This is a genomic window from Amycolatopsis vastitatis, from assembly GCF_002234595.1.
In the GTDB taxonomy this organism is placed as follows: domain Bacteria; phylum Actinomycetota; class Actinomycetes; order Mycobacteriales; family Pseudonocardiaceae; genus Amycolatopsis; species Amycolatopsis vastitatis.
In genome coordinates this window covers 43757-61824 of record NZ_NMUL01000030.1, presented here as the reverse complement: position 1 = coordinate 61824, position 18068 = coordinate 43757, and the positions used below count along the sequence as shown (strand labels likewise).

The window sequence follows — 18068 nt, the reverse complement described above, 5'->3', positions numbered from 1 at the left end:
CCCGTCCGGCCGGCCTCTGAGCGCGCGAACTTCCGATCTCCGCTCGGCGGCACCGGCTGCGACCGGACTGCGACGGTGCCGGGACCGCACACCGACACGGGCCCGGCACCGTCGGCGTCATGAACCAAGCCCACCCCGCCGAGGCCGTTCCGTTCACCAGGGGACGCAAGCCGCAGCTGCCCGCGTTGGACGGGCTGCGCGGGGTCGCGATCCTCGGTGTGCTGTTGTTCCACACCGGCCACCTGCCCGGGGGTTTCCTCGGCGTGGACCTGTTCTTCACCCTGTCCGGGTACCTCATCACCGATCTGCTGCTGCGGGAGATCGAGGCGACCCGAACTGTGTCGCTGATCGCCTTCTGGGGCCGCCGGATCCGCAGGCTGCTGCCCGCGTTGGTGATGATGCTCGCCGGGGTGACCGTGCTGGTATGGGCGGTGGGACCGCCGGACCTGGTGCGGACGACACTCGCGGACGGCCCGTGGGTGCAGCTGAACCTGGTCAACTGGCACCTGCTCGCGGAGTCGGCCGGCTACTGGGACCGCTTCGGGTCGCAGCGGGTCTTCGAACACCTGTGGAGCATCGCCGTCGAGGAACAGTTCTACCTGCTGTGGCCGCCGGTCCTGCTGATCATCGCCCGATCCGCGAAACGGCCGGAAATCCGGGTGGCGGTGGTCGCGGCCACGGCCTCGATCGGCTCACTGGCGCTGATGGTCACGCTCGTCGGCGCGGGCGATCCGAGCCGGGTCTACACCGGCACCGACACCCGGGCGTTTTCCCTGCTGCTGGGCGCCGTGGTCGCCACCGGGCCGGTGCGGGCGGCGCTGGCCCGCGCGGCCGTCCGGTGGGCGGGCGCCGTGACGGCGTTGCTCGCCGCCGGCATCGGGATCTCGTGGTCGCTGACGGACGGGACGACCTCGCGGTGGCTGTTCACCGGCGGACTGTTCGCGCACTCGCTGGCCGCCGCGCTGCTGATCGGGCTGTGCGTGCAAGCGCCGCGAACGTGGGTGGCGAAGTTCCTGGCTTGGCCGCCACTGCGGTGGCTCGGGCTCATCTCCTACAGCCTGTACCTGTGGCACTGGCCCGTGTTCGTGCTGCTTTCCCCGGAGATCGACGGTCTGCCCCGGACACTGGCGGTCCTCGCCCTGTCCCTCGGCTTGGCCACGCTGTCGAAGTACGTGGTCGAGGATCCGATCCGGTTCCGGGCCCGGTGGGCTCGGGGCCGGCGCGGGCTGGCGGCGTTCACCGCGGTCACGGCCGCGCTCGCCGTGCTGTGGGTGGTGCTGCCCGCCCCGGCCCCGGCCGTCGTCGACATCACCGGGCTGTGATCAGCGGGCAGGTCCGCGCCGGGTCCGACTCCGGGGTGGGCTGGACGAAGCGGACCTGCACCTTCGTGTGCCGGTCCCCGCCGGCCTGGACGTGGACACCCAGCGCGGTGCACACGATCTGGTCGATGCCCAGCGGGGTCACGTCGTGGATCGTCAGCGGCACCGACAGCTGAAGCACGCCGGTCGTCGGCGTCACGGAGACCCTCGTCACCGGCGTCGGCGCGATCTCCGTGTGCAGATCCGAGCCGCTGGGCACGCTCAGCAGCAGCGCCAGCGCATCGGAAATCGAGCCGAGGTGACCGGTTTGCCGCAGTTCCGGCCGGAGCTGCTCGTGCGCGTCGACGAGGTACAGCGTCATCCCCGGCGCCACGCCGGTCGGGGCCTCGCCCCCGTCGGCCACCTCGGAGGACTGGACCCCGCAGCCCGCGAGCAGGAAAACCGTTGCCGCTGAACAGATCCGCTTCACGAGTCCTCCCGGTTCCGCGGCAGGGACAGCACGAACCGCGCACCGCCGCCGTCGGCGTTGCCCGCGGTGAGGTCGCCGCCGTGCAGGCGGGCGTTCTCCAGCGCGATCGCCAGCCCGAGCCCGCTGCCCGGGGTTCGGGTGCGCGCGGCGTCAGCCTTGTAGAAGCGGTCGAACACGTGCGGCACCACGTGCGCGGGCAGCCCCGGCCCGCGGTCGGTGACTTCGATCCGCACGTCCTCGGGGGACTCCGAGACGGCGACTCGAGCCGGCGGCTCTCCGTGCCGCAGCGCGTTGCCGACCAGGTTGGCCACGATGACGTCCAGCCGGCGCCGATCCAGCCGCAGCGAGATCCCGTCCGGTGCCACCACGTCGACCCGGTCCAGCCAGCCGCGGGCGCGCAGGCAGTCCCGCACGGCACCGGCCACGTCGACCTCCTCCACCCGCAGCCGCGCGGTACCGGCGTCCAAGCGGGCCACCTCCATCAGGTCCTCGACGAGCCGGACCAGCCGGTGCGTCTCGACGATCGCCAGCTGCGCGGACTCCCTGGCGTCGGCCTCCATCCCGTCCGCCGTGGTCGCCAGGACCTCCACCACCGCCGTCAGCGTGCTCAGCGGGGTGCGCAGCTCGTGCGAGACGTCGGCGGCGAACCGCCGAGCGTCCGCCTGCATCCGGGTCATCGCCAGCATCGACGTCTGCACCGACTCGGCCATTTCGTTGACCGTGACGGTCAGTTCGGCCAGCTCGTCGGCGCCCTGCGGCGATGACCGGGCGCCGAGGTCGCCGCCGGCCAGCCGACGGGCCGTGTCACGGAGCTCGCGCACCGGGCGCAGCACGCTGCCCGCGGCCAGCAGCGCCAGCACCACCGCCAGCGGCAGCGCGAGTGCGGCGGTGATGGTCGCGGACCGGGTGAGGCCGTCGATCTGCTGCTCGACATCGGTGAGGTCGTGCACGGAGTACACCTCGATGCCGGACGGGGTGCGTGCCCCGTCCGGCGCGGTGATCGTGATGGGCGTGCCGACCACCAGCCACGGCCTGCCCCCGGCCGTGATCCGCTGGGTGACGAGCCGGTTCCGGCCGCGCACGGCGACGCGCACCGTGTCGGGGACCAGATCGGTGCCGGTCCCGGCCGAGGACCGCAGATCCCGGTAGGTCACCACGGTGTCGCCCCCGGCGGCCGTGCGCAGCCGGTCGAGCGCGTCCTGGTCCGGCGGATAGGTCAGCTGCGGAGTGATCGCGCCGAGCCGGCCGGCGATGCCCTCGGTGATCCGCTGCTGCGTCGAGGTGACCAGCGCGGTGCTCGCCGAGCCGGCGCTCGACCAGGCCGCCGCGGCGGCGCCGAGCACGGTCACCAGCACGAACGCGACGAGCAGCCGGGCGCGCAGGCCCCGCGGCCGGAACCTCACACCGGTCCGAACCGGTAGCCGAACCCGCGCACGGTCTGCACGTACTCCGGCGTCGCCGGATCGGCCTCGATCTTCGCCCGCAGCCGTTGCACGCAGTTGTCGACCAGCCGGGAGTCGCCGAGGTAGTCGTGCTCCCACACCTCTTCCAGCAGCTGCTGCCGGCTGAACACCCGGCCGGGAGCCCGCGACAACGTCAGCAGCAGCCGCAGCTCGGTCGGCGTCAGGGAAACCGGCTCACCGCGCGACGACACCGTCAGCGACGTGGTGTCGATGCGCAGGTCGCGGTGCACCCGCACGCCGTCCGGGGAGCTCGTGCCGCGGCGCAGCACCGCGCGGATCCGCGCGTCCAGCACGGTGGGCCGCGCCGGCTTGACGACGTAGTCGTCCGCGCCCGCCGCCAAGCCGCCGACGACGTCGAAGTCGTCGCCGCGCGCGGTCAGCATGATCACCGGTACCGAGCCGGCGGCCCGGATGCCGCGGCAGACTTCGAACCCGTCGATGCCCGGCAGCATCAGGTCGAGCACCACCAGGTCCGGCGGGGCCGAGCGGAACTGACGCAGCCCGTCCTCGCCGGTTTCCGCCGTGCGGATGTCGTGGCCGTGTCTGGCCAGCGCGAGCTCGAATCCGCGCCGGACCAAGGGGTCGTCTTCGATCAGCAGAATCGCCGCCACCCGTCCAGTATGGACACGCGAGTCGGCTCGGCGGTTTTCTTGCGACACGACCGCGACAGAACGGCGGAAGCGCGCGGACACAGCGGCGGCACCGTCGGAGCCATGAGCAAAACGCGAATTCCCCTCCTCGGCGTGGCCGGCCTGCTCCTGCTGACCACTGCCTGCTCCGGCGGGGCCACGACGACCGGCGCGCCCGAACCGGTGTCCGGCTCCGGACCGGGCAAGGTGCTTTTCCTCGGCGACTCCGTCGCCGTGGGCGAGGCACTGCCCCTGGCTGCCGCGTTCAAGGCGAGCGGCGCCGGCTTCCAGTCGATCGCCGCCGACGGCGGCGGAAACGTCGTCGGACCGTTCTCCGAGGAGAACTGGGGGAAGCTGCCCGGGCAGATCACCGCGGCCCACCCCGCGGTGGTCGTCTACCAGCTGACCACCTACGACTGGGGCAGCCGGGAAGAACAGCGGGCCGCCTACGGCAAGCTGGTGACGACGGTCACCGGCGCCGGCGCGAAACTGGTCTTCGTCACCACACCCCCGATCAAGCCCGACGAGTTTTACCAGCCGCACATGGCCGACCTGAACCGCGCTCCCGACGTCGCGCGCGAGGTCGCTTCCGCGGGCAAGGCCACGGTCCTCGACGCGGGGGCGGTGTGGGGCAGCACCTACCAGCAGGTCAAAGACGGCAAGGCGGACCGCAGCGCCGACGGGATCCACACCTGCCCCCAGGGCGCCGCCCGCTTCACCAGCTGGCTGCTCGCCGAACTGGCGAAGCTGTTCCCCGGCTTCACACCGGCACCGGCGCAGTCCTGGGCCAACACCGGCTGGTCCGCGGACGACCACTTCAAGGGCTGCTGAGCCCTCGGTGTACCGGCGCGCGACCCGAAGTGGTGCGTGCCGCGCTCAAGCGCTTGGACGCGGCTCAGCCCCCTTGATCCGTTCGATGAGCTCGTCGCGGTACTCCTGCACCGCCTGAAACTCCGGTTCGTCGCCGGTCGCCCGCTTCAACGCGCCTTCCAGGATCTTCAGCCCCTGGCGTTCGTCGCCGCGCGCATCCGCCTGCCTCGCGGCGTTCTCCATGGCTTTGGCGAGCTTGGTCGCCGCCTCGGGTTCCTTGGCGGCCTTGGTGATCCGGATCCAGTTGCCGCCCGGATCGACGACGGTGAATCCGGTGTACCGGTCGTTGCGCAGCCGCGGCCGTGTCATGCGCGGGATGCCGGAGACGAGCAGTTTTCCGTGCACGGACCGCATCCCCGCCGCGAAGGCCTCGAACAGTTCGCTGGTGTCCGCCACGATGACCAGGCACGTGCTGTACGACTGCGCCGGGTCGTAGCCGTCCATCCCGAAGAAGTGCAGATTGATGTCTTCCCGTCGCACCGCGACGTGCGGGTTCGGCCGCGTCTGCCGATAGGTGATCTCGAAGCCGAGCATCTCGTAGAACGACGCGATCTCGTCGATGGAAGGACAGGGCAGGAGCGGAATGGTCAGTTCGTTCGCCATGGCCCGAGGCTACGTCCGGACCTGCCGAAACGACACCGAGCTATTTGCTCATGCGAACAGCAAAATGGACCCGTACGTGACAGGATCTGCTCCACATTGGACAGGTCGCCGATGACAGTCGTGGCTCCCGCCGGCATTGCCGGTCGATAGCGGGTGCCGTGGTCGATGCCATCCGGTCGGGAAACCTCGGCGATGACGCTCCCGTTTCCTCCGCCCCACGAACGACTACGACGTCCGCCGCCGGGGCCGGCTGGGGAGGAGGGTTCAGTCGTGGGTGCGGAGTTCGGTGTTGAGGCGCTGGGCTTCGTGGAGCTGATCTTCGAGGGTGACGATGCGGCAGGCGGCGTCGACGGCGGTGCCCTGGTCGACCAGTTCCCGGACGCGGGCGGCCAGCCGCAGCTGCTGGCGTGAGTAGCGGCGGTGCCCGCCGGCGGAGCGCTGCGGGGTGATCAGCCCGGCTTCGTCGAGGCTGCGCAGAAAACCTTGCGTGGTGCCGAGCATGTCCGCGGCCCTGCCCATCGTGTAGGCGGGGTACCGCTCGTCGTCGAACTTGTCGGCCGCATCCGGTGCGGCCGGTCCTGCTTGGTCAGGAATCATTCCACCTCCACATCACAAAGGACCCCGGGTGCCGCGCGGCACCCGGGGTCCTCAAAGGGTTGGGTTTCACCATTGTCAACCGACGCGACCGCCGGCTTCCTGCACCCGCGACCGGCCGAAAACCGGAACTCGCGGGGATCGCTCATGCGTGACCGAGCACCACCTCCGAACTCGATGGGACTACGGCACCCGCGCGGCCCTGTTACCCAGCCGCTGCGGGCGATCCAATGATGCTCCCTATCCCTTCTCTCCTGTGTTTTCCACTTACTGGGTACTGCTGTTACTTCGGGTACTGCCACTTCACTTGCTGCTGCGGACATCACTGCCGGAACCCTTCCACTGATCGGTCCCAGCACGCTGACGTCGCTGGTCACTGCCCGGAGCCCCGTTCACTGATCGGCTCCGGCCACCTGACCGGTCCTGCCACTGCACTTGCACAAACAACTACGGATACCGCTGATCTTCACGGGCGCACGCGCTCCGCCCGCGTCCTGCAACTACTGCGCCCCGGGGGCCGGTACTACCTGATCGAACCTTCTTCACAACCCGGCCCCGGGCTACTGCTCCCGGTCACCAGCCGAAACCTTGTTCCGTGATCGGCTCCGCACTGCCTGACCGTCTTGTCTCACCTCGCGGGTAGTTACGTCCTCTCCCGCGCCTGCTTGACGTTGTCTCTCTCGCTACGAGCAGAACACTACACACACCCGCCATCTAATGTCTACTTCAGCCGACATAGATTTTCTGCCGCGTGTCGGACTGACACCGAGGAAGAGGGGTACCACCGTGAGTGACGAAGCCGTCCAGGATCCACTTGAGGAGCGTTACGGCCTGACCGGGGTCGCTGACCTCGGCGAGTACGCCGAGGCGCTGACGCGGTTGCTGGAGCGGGGACGGCGGGAGCGGTGCGTGGCGGTGTTGTCGCAGGCCGAGGCCTACGCGGCCGCGGAGCTGCTCGGACAGTTCGCGCAGCTCGATCCGCACGCCGCGTTGAACCGGCTGGCCGGGACCCTGGCCAGCCGGCTCTACAGCCGCCTCGGCGCCTGACCTCGGATCCGCGACGCACGGTATCGGCGGAGAGGAGATGCGGTAGCCATGGTCGAGTAGGGCGGGGGCGGTGCGCGGACCGGGGCCAGGGTTCATGGCGACGTTGCGGATGCTGGGCGGACTCGCCACAACCCCACGCCCAGCGGGACGCTCACTCCGGCAGGCAGCGGACGGCCGGGCCGCGCTCGGCGGATGGACGGCGATCGCGGGGGAAGATCCGCCTCAGGAACTGGTCACCGCCGCGCCCGGTACTGCGTCGAGCCCGTCACAGGAAACTTCTTGTCCGCGACGCCCAGCGACGGATTCGTCCGTGTGGCGCAGCGCGGATCCCCCGATCGGTGTGATTTTCCGACGGCTGGGTAGTCAGATGTCCAGTTCTGGGGTTTCGGCGCGCAGGAGCCCCGGGACCAGGCTTCGCCGGTCCAGACCAGAGGCCGGCGAAGCCGCCCCCTCCGCACACGCCATCGGACGCTCCCGGGTGAACGCGTGGACAGCAGCGATGTCATGGCGCACCACGGATCGGGAACACGAACTCGTACGGGTGTTGCGCGGGGAGCGGCGTCTGCGAGCGGGCCGCCGACCGTGGGTCCTCCTCGGTCGCGTCCGGAGAGGACCCACGACACCCTCAGTGCGGCAGGACGAGGTGGTCGGCGATGGCGTACAGCTCCGCCTGGGCGCCGTGGCCCGCGACGGCGATCGGCGCGTCGTGGACGGCCTTGAGGATCCAGAGCGTGTGGTAACCGTTCTCGTCCAGGTAGCGCGTCGCGTGTCCCTGGACCGGTTCCCCCGCGGTGCCGCGCACCTGGCCGGCCTCGCCGATGCGCACCTGGACCGGCGGCAGGGTGCTGCACGTGCCCACCGAGTAGCTCGTGCGCGGACCGTCCGGGCCCTTCTCGACGTCGAACGCGCACATCCGCTGGCCGTCGGGCAGCTTGCCGAGGCCGAACCCCGGGGTGACGGTGGTCGTGCCCGGGAAGGTGATGTTCTCCGCGACGCGGCGGCCGGCGTCGATCAGTTGCTGCGCCGACGCCGTGCTGCCCGGCTGCGCGGCCACGTTGACGTACAGCGAGCCGCCATCGGGGTGGGTCAGGTACACCTCGTAGCCGCCCGGGCCGCCGGAGTGCGAGCTCTCCACGCCGGCCCGCCCGCCGATGGTGACGGGCTGGCCCGGACCGGACTTGAAGGCGGCCTGCTCGACCGGCACCATCCGCATTTCCTGCACGTCCACGAGCAGGACCTGACGCCCGGACGTGACGGTCAGCATGTACTCGCCGCCGTACACCGGCTTGTCGGGGTTCGCCGCGCTGCCACCGATGTTGATCCGGTGCGCGAGGTAGTCGGCCTTGCCCGGCGGCAGCCAGCCGAGCGAGAAGGGCATGGTCAGATTCGCGATGGCCGCCTTGGCCGGTGCATCGACGGCGGCTGGACCGCTGGTCTGGCTGGTGCCCGTGGCTACCTGGCTGTCGTGCGCGGGCCGGTTCAGCGCGACGACGGCGACCGCGGCCAGGGCGAGCAGGACCACCCCGGCGGCGGCCGCGAGCGGAGGGCTCACCACGGCGCGCCGGCGGTCGAGGCGCTGACGCGTGGCCGCCAGCACCTGGTCGCTGTCGGGGGCGTCGGGCTCGTGGGCGGTGAAGGTGTCCTTGATCAGGTTCTCGATGTCCATCAGCTCTCCTTCGCCTGAGCCATCCGGTCGATGCTCAGGCCGTGTCGCAGGGTCGTCAGGGCTTTGCGGGCGTGGGCCCGCACGGTGGCCTGGGCGCAGCCGAGCAGGTCGGCGATGTCGGCGTCGGCGAGCTGCTCGTAGTACCGGAGCACCACGACCGCGCGCTGGCGCCGGGGCAACCGCGCCAGCCGCTGCCACATGTCCTCGCGTGCGGCGTGGTCCGACGCGAAGTCGTCCGGCCGCGCCTCGTCCGGCGGGTCGCCCACGGCGATCAGCCGCGCCGACCGGCTGCGCCGCCAGGACAGGTAGTCGTTGGTCACCATCCGCAGGACGTAACGGTCGGGATGCTCGGCATCGCTGACCCGCGACCATCGTCGGTACGCCTTGACCAGCACGTCCTGCACCAGGTCAGCGGCCTGCTCCCGCTCCCCGGTCAGCATCGTCGCGTAACGCAGCAACCGCGGCAGGTGCGCCCGGACGAAGTCCTCGTAGTCAGCCATCACTATGAAGACTGCTGGCCCGCACGATCCGTGTACCTCCACGCAGAACTTCCTTGCGAACCCGCCCACGACGAAGGGCACGCCGGAACGATTCTGACGAGCCGGCGCGCTCGAACAGCCGCACGTCGAGCCGGATCAGCAGCCCATGGGGCAGTTCCGCTTGTCCGCCTTGTTTGTCAAGGGCGTGGCTGGGTTTCCGGCAGATCGGGACTTCGGGCGAGAACGGCCATGAAATGGTGATAGGCGCGTTCGACGCGCAGGCTGTCACCGGTCGCGTCGAGGTCGAGAAGCAGACCGCGCACTTGGGCGACATAGACCGTGGCGAGTCGTTGCGCCGCGGCCGGACCGCAGCCGCACGCTGCAAATCCGTCGCTGACGATGGCGAGCCATTCGGTGCTGAGCCGGGATCGGGACACCGGAGCGCGGTCCGCGCCGAGCCGGCTCGCCGCCGCCAGCTGACCGAATAGCCTGAAGAACTGACCAGCCTCCTCGCCCCCGAACCATGTCCACGCCCGCGACAGAACGTCGGGGAAGTCGGGTCTGGGTGGCAGCTCAACGCGCGCGCGGGCGAGTTCCCACTCCCGGCACCGTTCGAGCGCTCTGTCGATGAGTTCCCGCCTGGAGCCGAAATGATGCACGAGCATGCGCCCGCTCGTCCCGGCCGCGGTGGCGAGCCGGTCCAGCGAGGCACCCACGAGGCCGTTGCGGAGAAGGTCACGCGCGACGGCCTCGAGGAGCTCGTCGCGATGGGCTGAATCAACGGTGCGTGCCACGACACCAGCCTTTCATGTAACGTGCCTTACATGAAAGGTGCCCAGCCGACCGACTCGGCACCGCCGGTCGACACGCAAGGAGATCCGACGTGCTCCGCGCCGTCTACGTCCGCACCCTCAAGCCCGGCGTGACCGACGAACAGTTCATCGAGGCGTGGATGCCACCCGGGACCACCCTCGACTCGTACCCGGCACGGGTCAGCATCAGTCACAGCCTCACCGATGAACGGCAGGTCATCTCGGTCTTCGAAGTCGACATCCCGGCCGAACACCTTGCCGACGCGCTGCCCGGACTCGTTCACCCGGACTCGGCACAACGGCTGTCCGAGGTTGTCGAATCAACGCAGCTTGAAGCGGTGTACGAAGAGGCGACGTCGTTCGGGAAGCCGCACCAATCGGGTTTCGTGTCGCCGCCGACGAGGAGCTGACGCGGGTACCGCTGTGGCGGTTTCGGCGTCGCCGGCTCGGAGTGCCAGGAGCACCTTCAAGCTCGATCGTGGATCGAGGGGTCAGACTTTGCGGACGCGAGTCACGCGGAAGCGGAAGCTGTCCTGCTGGGCGGCTTCATAGTCGAACTCAACCTGGTCGCCGGCTTCCAGGACGCGGAAGCCGTCCATCTCGATCGCGCTGAAGTGGACCCATACGTCGCAGCCCGCCGGCAGGTCCGGCGAGGTGATCGCTCCCCAGCCCTTCTCGGGTTTGAAGAACTTGACGGTGCCGTACGCCATGCCGGCAGCATGCCGGACGACGACCGATCGGGCAATCAAGTCCGGGTGTGCGGCGGGCACTGCGCTGCCGGCCGTCCGGCAGGCAGCGCAGTACGGTCCGCTCCACCCCTTGGATGCCTCGCAGAACCCTCGAGTCTTCCGCTGCTGACTACGCGTCGTCCCAGATCTTCATCGCCTCCGGCTCCGGCGCGAAGTGGTTTCGGATGTTCTTCGTGGCCAATATCGGCAGCAAACTCAGCAGCACGAGTCCCTGCACGCCCTGGATGACGCGGTACCAGACCGGGAACTGGGAGATGACGATCAGATAGGCGAGCGCACCCGCGCCGATGATCGCGACGGCCAGGAGCCGGTAGTAAGTGCGTCGCAGGCCCAGTTTCAGCCGCGCGACGAAACGGACGTAAACGACCGAGACGACCAGGATCGACAGCGGCCGGATCCAGAGCGTGCCCTCCAGCACACCACGCGTGGCCGCCTCCCGGCCCGGTGCGACCTTCCCGGCCTCGACCATGTGCTGGACCTGGTAATCGAGGACGGAACTCTTGAACACGAAGGTCAGCACCGTGAGCAGGACGCTGATCCCCACGTTGATGTACAGCAGGACGACGATCGGTCTGAGCGTGCGCTCGACGGTAGTCATGGAACTCCCCCTTTTGCGGTTTCCGAGAGGATATCGGGAATCGCTCCGAGCTCCAGCCGGTCGTCGCGGTCGGCGGATCGTACTTTGTTCGGGTTCAACGCGGTGTACACGACGCCTCCGGGCAGGCCGAAGGTGACGCTCCACAGTAGACAGCTCGGCGCTCACCCTGACGGGCCGAGCCGTAGCAGCGCGTGACATCGACGTCCACCCTGGTGACCGATTGCTCGCTGGGAGTATCGGCTTGGGCTGATCAGACCCGGGGAGCCGTCCGAATGGGCGATACGTGCCGTCTGCGTTCGTTGCTTAACTTTCTTCACCGCGTGGGTTCTGGGGCCGGATGACATCCACGCGGCGAAACGTGGGGGTTGATGTTGTCGCAACAGCAGCCGACCGTGCCCGAATTGGTCGGGCACCAGGTTCGGCGCTCACCTTCTGCCTGCGCGGTGCTCGACCGCCGGACCGGCGGCAGCCTGACCTATGGCGAGCTGTGGCAGCGCGCCGGGGCGCTGGCGGCGGACCTCGCCGATCGCGGTGTCCGGCCGGGCTCCCTGGTCGCGGTGGCCGCCGGGCCGTCGATCGACCTGGTCGTGGCGCTGACCGGCGTGCTGCGGGCGGGCGCCGCCTACGTGCCGCTGGACCCGCACGCGCCGGCCGCCCGGGTGGCCACGATCCTGCGTGACTGCGGCGATCCGCCGGTGGTCGCGGGAGGCGGCGCGGCCGGCCGCCTGCCCGCCGGGCACCCCGTGCTCCCCGTCCCCGACCGCCCGGCGGCGCACGACCTCGGCCTCCCACCGGCCGACGACGACGAAGCCGTGGCCTACGTATCGTTCACCTCCGGGTCGACGGGCGAGCCCAAGGGCGTGATGGTTCCGCACCGGGCGATCGCGCGCCTCGTGGTCTCGCCGAACTACTGCACGGTGGAACCCGGCGACCGGGTGGCCGGCATGGCGAACCCGGCGTTCGACGCGACCACGTTCGAGCTCTGGGGCGCGCTCACCGCGGGCGCCACCGTCGTGGTGCTGCCGACCCCGGCGGAACTGCCCGTCGAGCAGTGGCTCGGCCTGGTCGCCGACACGGGCGTCGACACGATGTTCCTGACGACGTCGATGTTCCACACCATCGCCCGCGAGCGGCCGGACGCGTTCGCGGGGCTGCGCACGCTCGTGGTCGGCGGCGAACAGCTGGATCTCGAGCTCACCCGGCGCGTCCTCGACGCCGGTCCCCCGGGCCGGCTGGTCAACGGCTACGGCCCGACCGAGACCACCACCTTCGCCACCGCTTACCACTGCACCCAGGAGAGCCTGCGTGACCGGGCCAGGGTTCCGATCGGCTTCGCGTTGCAGCGCACCGAACTGCACGTCCTGGACGACGACCTGACCCCGGTGGCGCCGGGCGAGCAGGGCGAACTGTGCGTCGGCGGGCCCGGGGTGGCCCTCGGCTACCTCGGGCGGCCCGAGCTGACCGCGAGCAAGTTCGTCGCCGACCCGCGCACCGGCAAGACCCTCTACCGCACCGGGGACATCGTGCGGGAGCTGGCGGACGGCGAGCTGGAACTGCTCGGCAGGCGGGACCGGCAGGTCAAGCTGCGGGGCTTCCGCATCGAGCTGGAGGAGATCGAGCACGCGGCGGTCGCCACCCGGCTCGCCGAGCACGTGTTCGTCGAGAAGGTCGGCGACGGCGCGCAGGCCACCCTGGTCGGGTTCGCGCTTCCGGCGCCCGGCGTCGTCCCGGCGGACCTGCCCGGCCTGCTGCGCGACCGGCTCACCGAACGGCTGCCCGGCTACATGATCCCGGGCCGGTGGGTGGTGCTCGACGTGGTGCCGCTCGGGCCGACCGGCAAGGCCGACCGCACCGCGATGCTGGCCACGATCAGTCCACAGCGGACGGCCGGGGACCCCGCCGGGCCGGATCTGGTCGGCGCGGTCGTCGCCGAGGTGCTCGGCGGCGTCGACGTCGCCGCCACCGACAACTTCCTCGACCTCGGCGGCAATTCGATCCTGGCGGTGCAGGTCGCCTCGCGGCTCGGGGCGCGGCTCGCCGTGACGGTCGACCCCGCCGAGCTGCTGCTGGCCGAGACACTGGCCGAGTTCGCCGCCACTTTGCCGGGCACGGCGGTGCGCAGCGCATGACCGCTGAGCTCGTGCCGACCGGCGTGCAGGTCGCGGCGTTGTCGAGCGCCCAGGAACGGCTGTGGCTGATCGAGCAGTCGGCGCCCGGCTCACCCCTGTACTCGGTGCCGTTGTTCCTGCGGTGGACCGAACCGGTCGACGTGGCGGCGTTGCGCGTGGCGCTCGACGGGCTGGTCGCGCGGCACGACGTGCTGCGCACCACCTACGAGCGCCGCGGCGACCGGGTGGTGCAGGTCGTCGCGGGGCAGCACCCGATGCCGGTGGAGGTCGTCGACGACCCGCTGTCGCCGGACGAGGTCCGCCAGGACGCGTTGCGCCGCTGCCGGATCGGGTTCGACCTCGCCCGGACGCCACCCGCGCGGTGCGTCGTGTGGCGCGCGACCGGCAGGGTCCTGCTGCTGATCCACCACATCGCGGTGGACGGCTGGTCGCTCGTGCCGCTCTTCGAGGACCTGGCGCAGCTGTACCGCACCGGGCGCGCCGCGGCGCCGGTGGACGAACTGCGGTACGTCGACTACGCGCAATGGGACCGGCAGGTCTCCGCCGATCCCGTTGTCCGCGAGGAACTCCGGCGCCGAGCCGACGCGCTGGTCGCGGCACCCGGACCGGCCCGCCTCGGCGGCGCCCGGCCGGTCGCCGCGGCACCGGAAGGCGCGCGGCCGGGCAGTCAGGCCGGCTTCGACCTCGACGCGGAGCTGGTGTCCGCCGCCGAACGGGTGGCGAAGCAGACCCGGGGCACCCCGTTCGTGGTGTTCCTGGCCGCGTACCTGGAAACCCTGCGGCACTGGGCCGATCGCACCGAGTTCGTCATCGGGACGATGACGGTCAACCGGCCGCACCCGGCGCTGGAGCGCATGGCGGGCTTCTTCGTCAACACCGTGCCGATGATCTTGCGCTGCCCGGACGGCGGCACGTTCCGTGACCTCGTCGCCGCGAACCGGGCGGAGGCGTTCGCGTCGCTTCGCCACCAGCGGCTGCCGTTCGATCAGCTGGTGGCCGAGGTCGGGGCGCGCGACACGGGCCGGCGCGGCCTCGCCGACATCGCGTTCGCCTACCAGAACTTCCCCGCGCCTGGCATCGACGAGCCGCTGTGGACGACCGAGCTGCTGCCGACCGGCACCGCGAAGGCCGACCTGCTGCTGATCGTCGAGATGACGGCCACGGGCGCCCGCGGCACGCTCGAGTTCGCCACCGACCGGTACCCGGAGCAGCTCGGCCTCCGCTTCGTCGCCGACTACCTCGCGGTGCTCGACGCGGTGCTCGCCGACCCCGACCGGCCGTTGGCGGACGTCCGGGTGCCGAACGGACCGCTCGCCGCACCGCGACCTCCGGCCGAGCCGGTGCTCGCGGGCCGCGGTGCGCCACCGCCCGCCGACGTGCGGCGCACGGCCGCGAACCTGTTCCGCACCGCCTTGTCCACAGTGGACGGCCTAGCCGTGGAGCGGATCGGCGACGACGACAACTTCTTCGCGCTGGGCGGCAACTCTCTGCTCGCGATCACCATGCTCGGCGACGCCCGGGTGGCGCCCCGCGAGTTCCTCGCCGACCCCACCGTGACCGGGCTCGCCCGGCTGCTCACGCGGGAACCGGCGCCCGCTGCGCGCGAGACAACCGTCGCCGCCGGCCGGCCGCTCACCTCGGCGCAGGAACGGATGTGGTTGCAGGACCGGATGCGGCACCTGCGCGCGGCCTACCTGGTGCCGTCGATCGTCGAGTTCGGCCCGGGCGTCGACCCCGGCAGGCTCGCCGCCGCGGTCGACCGGGTCCTCGCCCACCACCCGGCGCTGCGGTCGCGGTTCCGCCTCGACCGGGCGGCCAAGCGCGTGGTCCGCGCCGAGGGCTCCGCGGCCCGCGCCACCGTCACCGACATCACCGGTTGGCCCCGCGACAAGCTCGCCGACCACGTCACGATCGCGTGCTGGACGCCGTTCGCGCTGGCCGACGAGGCGCCCGCACGGGCTGAAATCCTCGTGGACGACGACCAGTGCGTGCTCGTGTTCTGCGCGCACCACCTCGTGCTCGACGGCGCGTCTCGCCAGGTCGTGTTCGACCAGATCGGCGCCGCCTACCGCGGTGACACCCTGCCCGCCGCGGATGCGCCCGCGCCACCCGCACCACCGGCCGACGCGGCGGAGCTGATCACCGCGCTCGCCGGGGCGCCCACCGACATCGCGCTGCCGCACGACCGGCCGCGCGGCGCCCGGCAGTCGATCGAGGCGGACTCGGTCCGGCGCCGCCTCGGCCCGGCCCGCACCGCGCTGCTGCGCAAGGCCGCCGCCGACGCCGGGTGCAGCCTGTTCCTCGCCACGGCCGCGCTGGTCGCCGGCACGCTCGCCCGGCACACCGCGCAACGCGACTTCGTGTTCGTGTTCCCGTGGTCGCAGCGGCCGGGCGCCGCCACGGACGTCGTCGGGATGTTCGTCAACACCGTGCCGATCCGGGTGGACCTGACCGGCGCGCGCACCTGGCGGGACGCGCTGGAGCGGGCGGCGGCCGCGGGTGCCATCGGTTACCGGGGTGCCGACGTGCCGTTCGACGAGGTCGCGGCGGCCCTGCACCCGGCACGCGACCTCAGCAGGCCACCGGTCACCCCGGTGTACGTGGACGCCACCGGCACCCCGCCCCGCCCGCCGGACCTCGGCGTTACTGCGCGGCTGTGGCCGCTGCCCGCGCTGAAAGCCAAGTACGAGATGGAGTTCGCCGCCGTCGACAGCGGTGACGGGCTCGAGTTCGACCTGACCTACCTGAGGAGTCTGTTCGACGCGGCCACCGCCGGCGCGGTGGCCGACACCCTGCTGGCCTGCGCCACCGCGCTGGCCGACGACCCCCGATCGCCACTGGCCGAGGAGACACCATGAGCCACCCGGACCCTGTTCCCCGGCCCGAACTGGTGGCGCTGGTGCGCCAGGCGTGGGCCGAGGTTCTCGACACCGACGAGGACGCCGTGCCGCTGGAGACCAACTTCTTCGAGGCGGGCGGCAACTCCATGCTGCTGGTGCTGCTCGGCGACGTGCTCGGCGACACCGCGGGCACCCCGCTGGACCCCGTGGAGTTGTTCCAGCACAGCACGGTGCGGGCGCAGGCCGGGCTGCTGGCCGAGGTCGAGCAGGGTGCCCAGCCGCATGCCTGACCCGATCCAGCCCGCCGCGCGGACGTTGTACCAGTGGTTCGCGGCGTCGGTGGCGCGCGTGCCCGACGCGGTCGCGGTCGAGGTGGACGGCGCTGCCGTGACCTACCGCGCACTCGACGACCTGTCCGCGCGGCTGGCCGCCCGCATCGCCGCCGAGTGCGGCGAACTCCCCCGCCGGGTCGGCCTGCTCGCCTCCCGCAGCCTGCTCGCGTTCGCCGGATACCTGGCGGCGACCCGGCTCGGCGCGACGGTGGTGCCGCTGAACGCCGGGCATCCCGTCGAACGCAACCGGGCCGTTTGCCGTGCGGCGCGGCCGGACCTGCTGCTCGCCGACGCGGGTGGCGCCGCGCAGGCGGGTGAGCTGGCCGGGCCGGTGCCGAACGCCCTCGTCGAACCGTCTCTTGCGGACCTTCCGCCGGCCCGGCCGCCGGACGCGCGCCCCGACCCGGACGCGGTCGCCTACATCCTCTTCACCTCCGGCTCCACCGGCAGGCCGAAGGGGGTGCCGGTGCGCCACCGCAACGTCGACGCGTTCCTGGCGCACAACGTGTCCCGGTTCGCGGTCGAACCCGGCTGCCGGCTGTCGCACACCTTCGACCTGACCTTCGACCTCGCGGTGTTCGACCTGTTCGTCAGCTGGGCGGGCGGCGCGACCCTGGTGTGCCCGGGCCGCACGGAGCTGACCCAGCCCGTGCGCTACCTCGCCGAGCGCGAGCTCACCCACTGGTTCTCCGTGCCCGCCGCGATCACCGTCGCCGCCGAACTGGGCACGCTGACCACGGACGTGCCCGGTTCGGCGGCGCTGCGCTACAGCATCTTCTGCGGTGAGCAGTTCACCCTCCGCCAGGCGCAGGCGTGGCACGCGGTCGCGCCCCGGTCGGCGATCGTCAACGCGTACGGCCCGACCGAGCTCACGATCGCGTGCGCGGACTACCAGCTGCCCGCCGACCCGGCGGACTGGCCGGGCACCGGCAACGACACCGTCCCCATCGGACAGCCGTACCCGCACCTGGACGCCGTCGTGCTCGACGCCGACGGCCGCCCCGCGGCCGAGGGCGAGCTGTGCGTGCGTGGCCCGCAGCGCTTCGACGGCTACCTCGACCCGGCCGACGACGCAGGCCGGTTCACCGAGGGGCGGCACTACCGCACCGGCGACGTGGTGCGCCGCGAGGGCGGGCAGTGGGTGCACGTCGGGCGGCTCGACCAGCAGGTGCAGGTCAACGGCTACCGGGTCGAGCTCGGTGAGGTGGAGGCCGCGTTGCGGCGCACGGACGGGATCGGCACCGCCGTGGTGGTCGCCACCGCGCACGGCGGGCGGACCGAGCTCGCCGCCTTCTACACCGGTGACCTGCCCGCGGCGCGGGTGCGGCGGGAACTACGCCGCGCGCTGCCCGTGTACATGGTGCCGCGCCGGCTGACGCCACTGCCGAGCATCCCGCTCAACGCCAACGGCAAGGCAGACCGGCCCCGGCTGCGTGCCATGGCCGCCGCCACGGCCCGCTGACAGACGA

General features: G+C 71.5%; 18 protein-coding genes. 8 read left to right on the top strand and 10 right to left on the bottom strand.

Annotated elements, in window-relative coordinates; genetic code table 11:
- Positions 1-119 precede the first annotated feature (119 nt).
- Positions 120-1322, top strand: coding sequence for an acyltransferase family protein (locus CF165_RS27120; RefSeq protein ID WP_093950399.1), 1203 nt, complete (start codon positions 120-122; stop codon positions 1320-1322).
- On the opposite strand, the gene CF165_RS27115 is transcribed toward CF165_RS27120, so the two are convergent.
- The 3 genes from CF165_RS27115 to CF165_RS27105 are packed head-to-tail and all read right to left on the bottom strand — an operon-like array spanning position 1309 to position 3862.
- On the bottom strand, positions 1309-1788 hold the full coding sequence (locus tag CF165_RS27115; protein ID WP_093950398.1) for a hypothetical protein: 480 nt from the start codon (positions 1786-1788) through the stop codon (positions 1309-1311). The genes CF165_RS27120 and CF165_RS27115 overlap by 14 nt on opposite strands.
- Positions 1785-3191: an ATP-binding protein gene (locus CF165_RS27110; protein ID WP_093950397.1), complete on the bottom strand. Its 1407-nt coding sequence runs from the start codon at positions 3189-3191 to the stop codon at positions 1785-1787. Before CF165_RS27110 ends, CF165_RS27115 begins: the two co-directional genes overlap by 4 nt.
- Complete coding sequence (locus CF165_RS27105; protein WP_093950396.1) at positions 3188-3862, bottom strand: winged helix-turn-helix domain-containing protein; 675 nt, start codon at positions 3860-3862, stop codon at positions 3188-3190. Before CF165_RS27105 ends, CF165_RS27110 begins: the two co-directional genes overlap by 4 nt.
- A gap of 102 nt (positions 3863-3964) precedes the next feature.
- Between CF165_RS27105 and CF165_RS27100 the strand changes: the two genes are divergently transcribed.
- Positions 3965-4711, top strand: a complete 747-nt coding sequence (locus CF165_RS27100; RefSeq protein WP_240521812.1) for an SGNH/GDSL hydrolase family protein — start codon at positions 3965-3967, stop codon at positions 4709-4711.
- A gap of 45 nt (positions 4712-4756) precedes the next feature.
- On the opposite strand, the gene CF165_RS27095 is transcribed toward CF165_RS27100, so the two are convergent.
- Together CF165_RS27095 and CF165_RS27090 are read right to left on the bottom strand one after the other, a co-directional pair.
- Positions 4757-5353 (bottom strand): DUF8817 family protein, encoded by a 597-nt coding sequence (locus CF165_RS27095; RefSeq protein WP_093950394.1) that lies wholly within the window; start codon positions 5351-5353, stop codon positions 4757-4759.
- Between the two features lie 264 nt (positions 5354-5617).
- Positions 5618-5950, bottom strand: coding sequence for a helix-turn-helix domain-containing protein (locus CF165_RS27090; RefSeq protein WP_093950393.1), 333 nt, complete (start codon positions 5948-5950; stop codon positions 5618-5620).
- 783 nt (positions 5951-6733) lie between these two features.
- Here CF165_RS27090 and CF165_RS27085 point away from each other — a divergent pair.
- Positions 6734-6994, top strand: a complete 261-nt coding sequence (locus CF165_RS27085; RefSeq protein ID WP_093950392.1) for a hypothetical protein — start codon at positions 6734-6736, stop codon at positions 6992-6994.
- Positions 6995-7619: 625 nt separating this feature from the next.
- Here CF165_RS27085 and CF165_RS27080 read toward each other — a convergent pair.
- From CF165_RS27080 to CF165_RS27070, 3 genes are all read right to left on the bottom strand, one after another.
- Complete coding sequence (locus CF165_RS27080; protein WP_093950391.1) at positions 7620-8660, bottom strand: hypothetical protein; 1041 nt, start codon at positions 8658-8660, stop codon at positions 7620-7622.
- Positions 8660-9160 (bottom strand): SigE family RNA polymerase sigma factor, encoded by a 501-nt coding sequence (locus CF165_RS27075; RefSeq protein WP_167441576.1) that lies wholly within the window; start codon positions 9158-9160, stop codon positions 8660-8662. Before CF165_RS27075 ends, CF165_RS27080 begins: the two co-directional genes overlap by 1 nt.
- 176 nt (positions 9161-9336) lie before the next feature.
- Positions 9337-9933, bottom strand: coding sequence for a TetR/AcrR family transcriptional regulator (locus CF165_RS27070; RefSeq protein ID WP_093950389.1), 597 nt, complete (start codon positions 9931-9933; stop codon positions 9337-9339).
- Between the two features lie 89 nt (positions 9934-10022).
- Between CF165_RS27070 and CF165_RS27065 the strand changes: the two genes are divergently transcribed.
- Positions 10023-10361 carry a hypothetical protein gene (locus CF165_RS27065; protein ID WP_093950388.1) on the top strand — a complete coding sequence of 113 codons (339 nt, stop codon included), beginning with the start codon at positions 10023-10025 and terminating at the stop codon, positions 10359-10361.
- 81 nt (positions 10362-10442) lie between these two features.
- Here the strand turns inward: CF165_RS27065 and CF165_RS27060 are convergent, their stop codons facing one another.
- Positions 10443-10661, bottom strand: a complete 219-nt coding sequence (locus CF165_RS27060) for a cold-shock protein (RefSeq protein WP_093950387.1) — start codon at positions 10659-10661, stop codon at positions 10443-10445.
- Between the two features lie 148 nt (positions 10662-10809).
- Positions 10810-11298 (bottom strand): hypothetical protein, encoded by a 489-nt coding sequence (locus CF165_RS27055; protein ID WP_093950386.1) that lies wholly within the window; start codon positions 11296-11298, stop codon positions 10810-10812.
- A gap of 392 nt (positions 11299-11690) precedes the next feature.
- Between CF165_RS27055 and CF165_RS27050 the strand changes: the two genes are divergently transcribed.
- The 4 genes from CF165_RS27050 to CF165_RS27035 are packed head-to-tail and all read left to right on the top strand — an operon-like array spanning position 11691 to position 18061.
- The gene (locus CF165_RS27050; protein ID WP_240521811.1) at positions 11691-13427 is read left to right on the top strand and encodes a non-ribosomal peptide synthetase; all 1737 of its coding nucleotides are present in this window, start codon (positions 11691-11693) and stop codon (positions 13425-13427) included.
- A complete protein-coding gene (locus tag CF165_RS27045; RefSeq protein WP_093950385.1) occupies positions 13424-16285 on the top strand; it encodes a condensation domain-containing protein in 2862 nt (953 codons plus the stop codon). The genes CF165_RS27050 and CF165_RS27045 overlap by 4 nt, the downstream gene beginning before the upstream one ends.
- Positions 16282-16557 (top strand): acyl carrier protein, encoded by a 276-nt coding sequence (locus CF165_RS27040; RefSeq protein WP_093950384.1) that lies wholly within the window; start codon positions 16282-16284, stop codon positions 16555-16557. The genes CF165_RS27045 and CF165_RS27040 overlap by 4 nt, the downstream gene beginning before the upstream one ends.
- Positions 16550-18061 (top strand): D-alanine--poly(phosphoribitol) ligase, encoded by a 1512-nt coding sequence (locus CF165_RS27035; protein WP_093950383.1) that lies wholly within the window; start codon positions 16550-16552, stop codon positions 18059-18061. The genes CF165_RS27040 and CF165_RS27035 overlap by 8 nt, the downstream gene beginning before the upstream one ends.
- The last annotated feature ends 7 nt before the right edge of the window (positions 18062-18068 follow it).

What these genes read in the sequence shown, in the direction of transcription:
- CF165_RS27120 (WP_093950399.1), top strand. Translation starts at nt 120, where the DNA reads ATGAACCAAGCCCACCCCGCCGAGGCCGTTCCGTTCACCAGGGGACGC.
- CF165_RS27100 (WP_240521812.1), top strand. Translation starts at nt 3,965, where the DNA reads ATGAGCAAAACGCGAATTCCCCTCCTCGGCGTGGCCGGCCTGCTCCTG.
- CF165_RS27095 (WP_093950394.1), bottom strand. Translation starts at nt 5,353, where the DNA reads ATGGCGAACGAACTGACCATTCCGCTCCTGCCCTGTCCTTCCATCGAC.
- CF165_RS27090 (WP_093950393.1), bottom strand. Translation starts at nt 5,950, where the DNA reads ATGATTCCTGACCAAGCAGGACCGGCCGCACCGGATGCGGCCGACAAG.
- CF165_RS27080 (WP_093950391.1), bottom strand. Translation starts at nt 8,660, where the DNA reads ATGGACATCGAGAACCTGATCAAGGACACCTTCACCGCCCACGAGCCC.
- CF165_RS27075 (WP_167441576.1), bottom strand. Translation starts at nt 9,160, where the DNA reads ATGGCTGACTACGAGGACTTCGTCCGGGCGCACCTGCCGCGGTTGCTG.
- CF165_RS27060 (WP_093950387.1), bottom strand. Translation starts at nt 10,661, where the DNA reads ATGGCGTACGGCACCGTCAAGTTCTTCAAACCCGAGAAGGGCTGGGGA.
- CF165_RS27055 (WP_093950386.1), bottom strand. Translation starts at nt 11,298, where the DNA reads ATGACTACCGTCGAGCGCACGCTCAGACCGATCGTCGTCCTGCTGTAC.
- CF165_RS27045 (WP_093950385.1), top strand. Translation starts at nt 13,424, where the DNA reads ATGACCGCTGAGCTCGTGCCGACCGGCGTGCAGGTCGCGGCGTTGTCG.
- CF165_RS27040 (WP_093950384.1), top strand. Translation starts at nt 16,282, where the DNA reads ATGAGCCACCCGGACCCTGTTCCCCGGCCCGAACTGGTGGCGCTGGTG.
- CF165_RS27035 (WP_093950383.1), top strand. Translation starts at nt 16,550, where the DNA reads ATGCCTGACCCGATCCAGCCCGCCGCGCGGACGTTGTACCAGTGGTTC.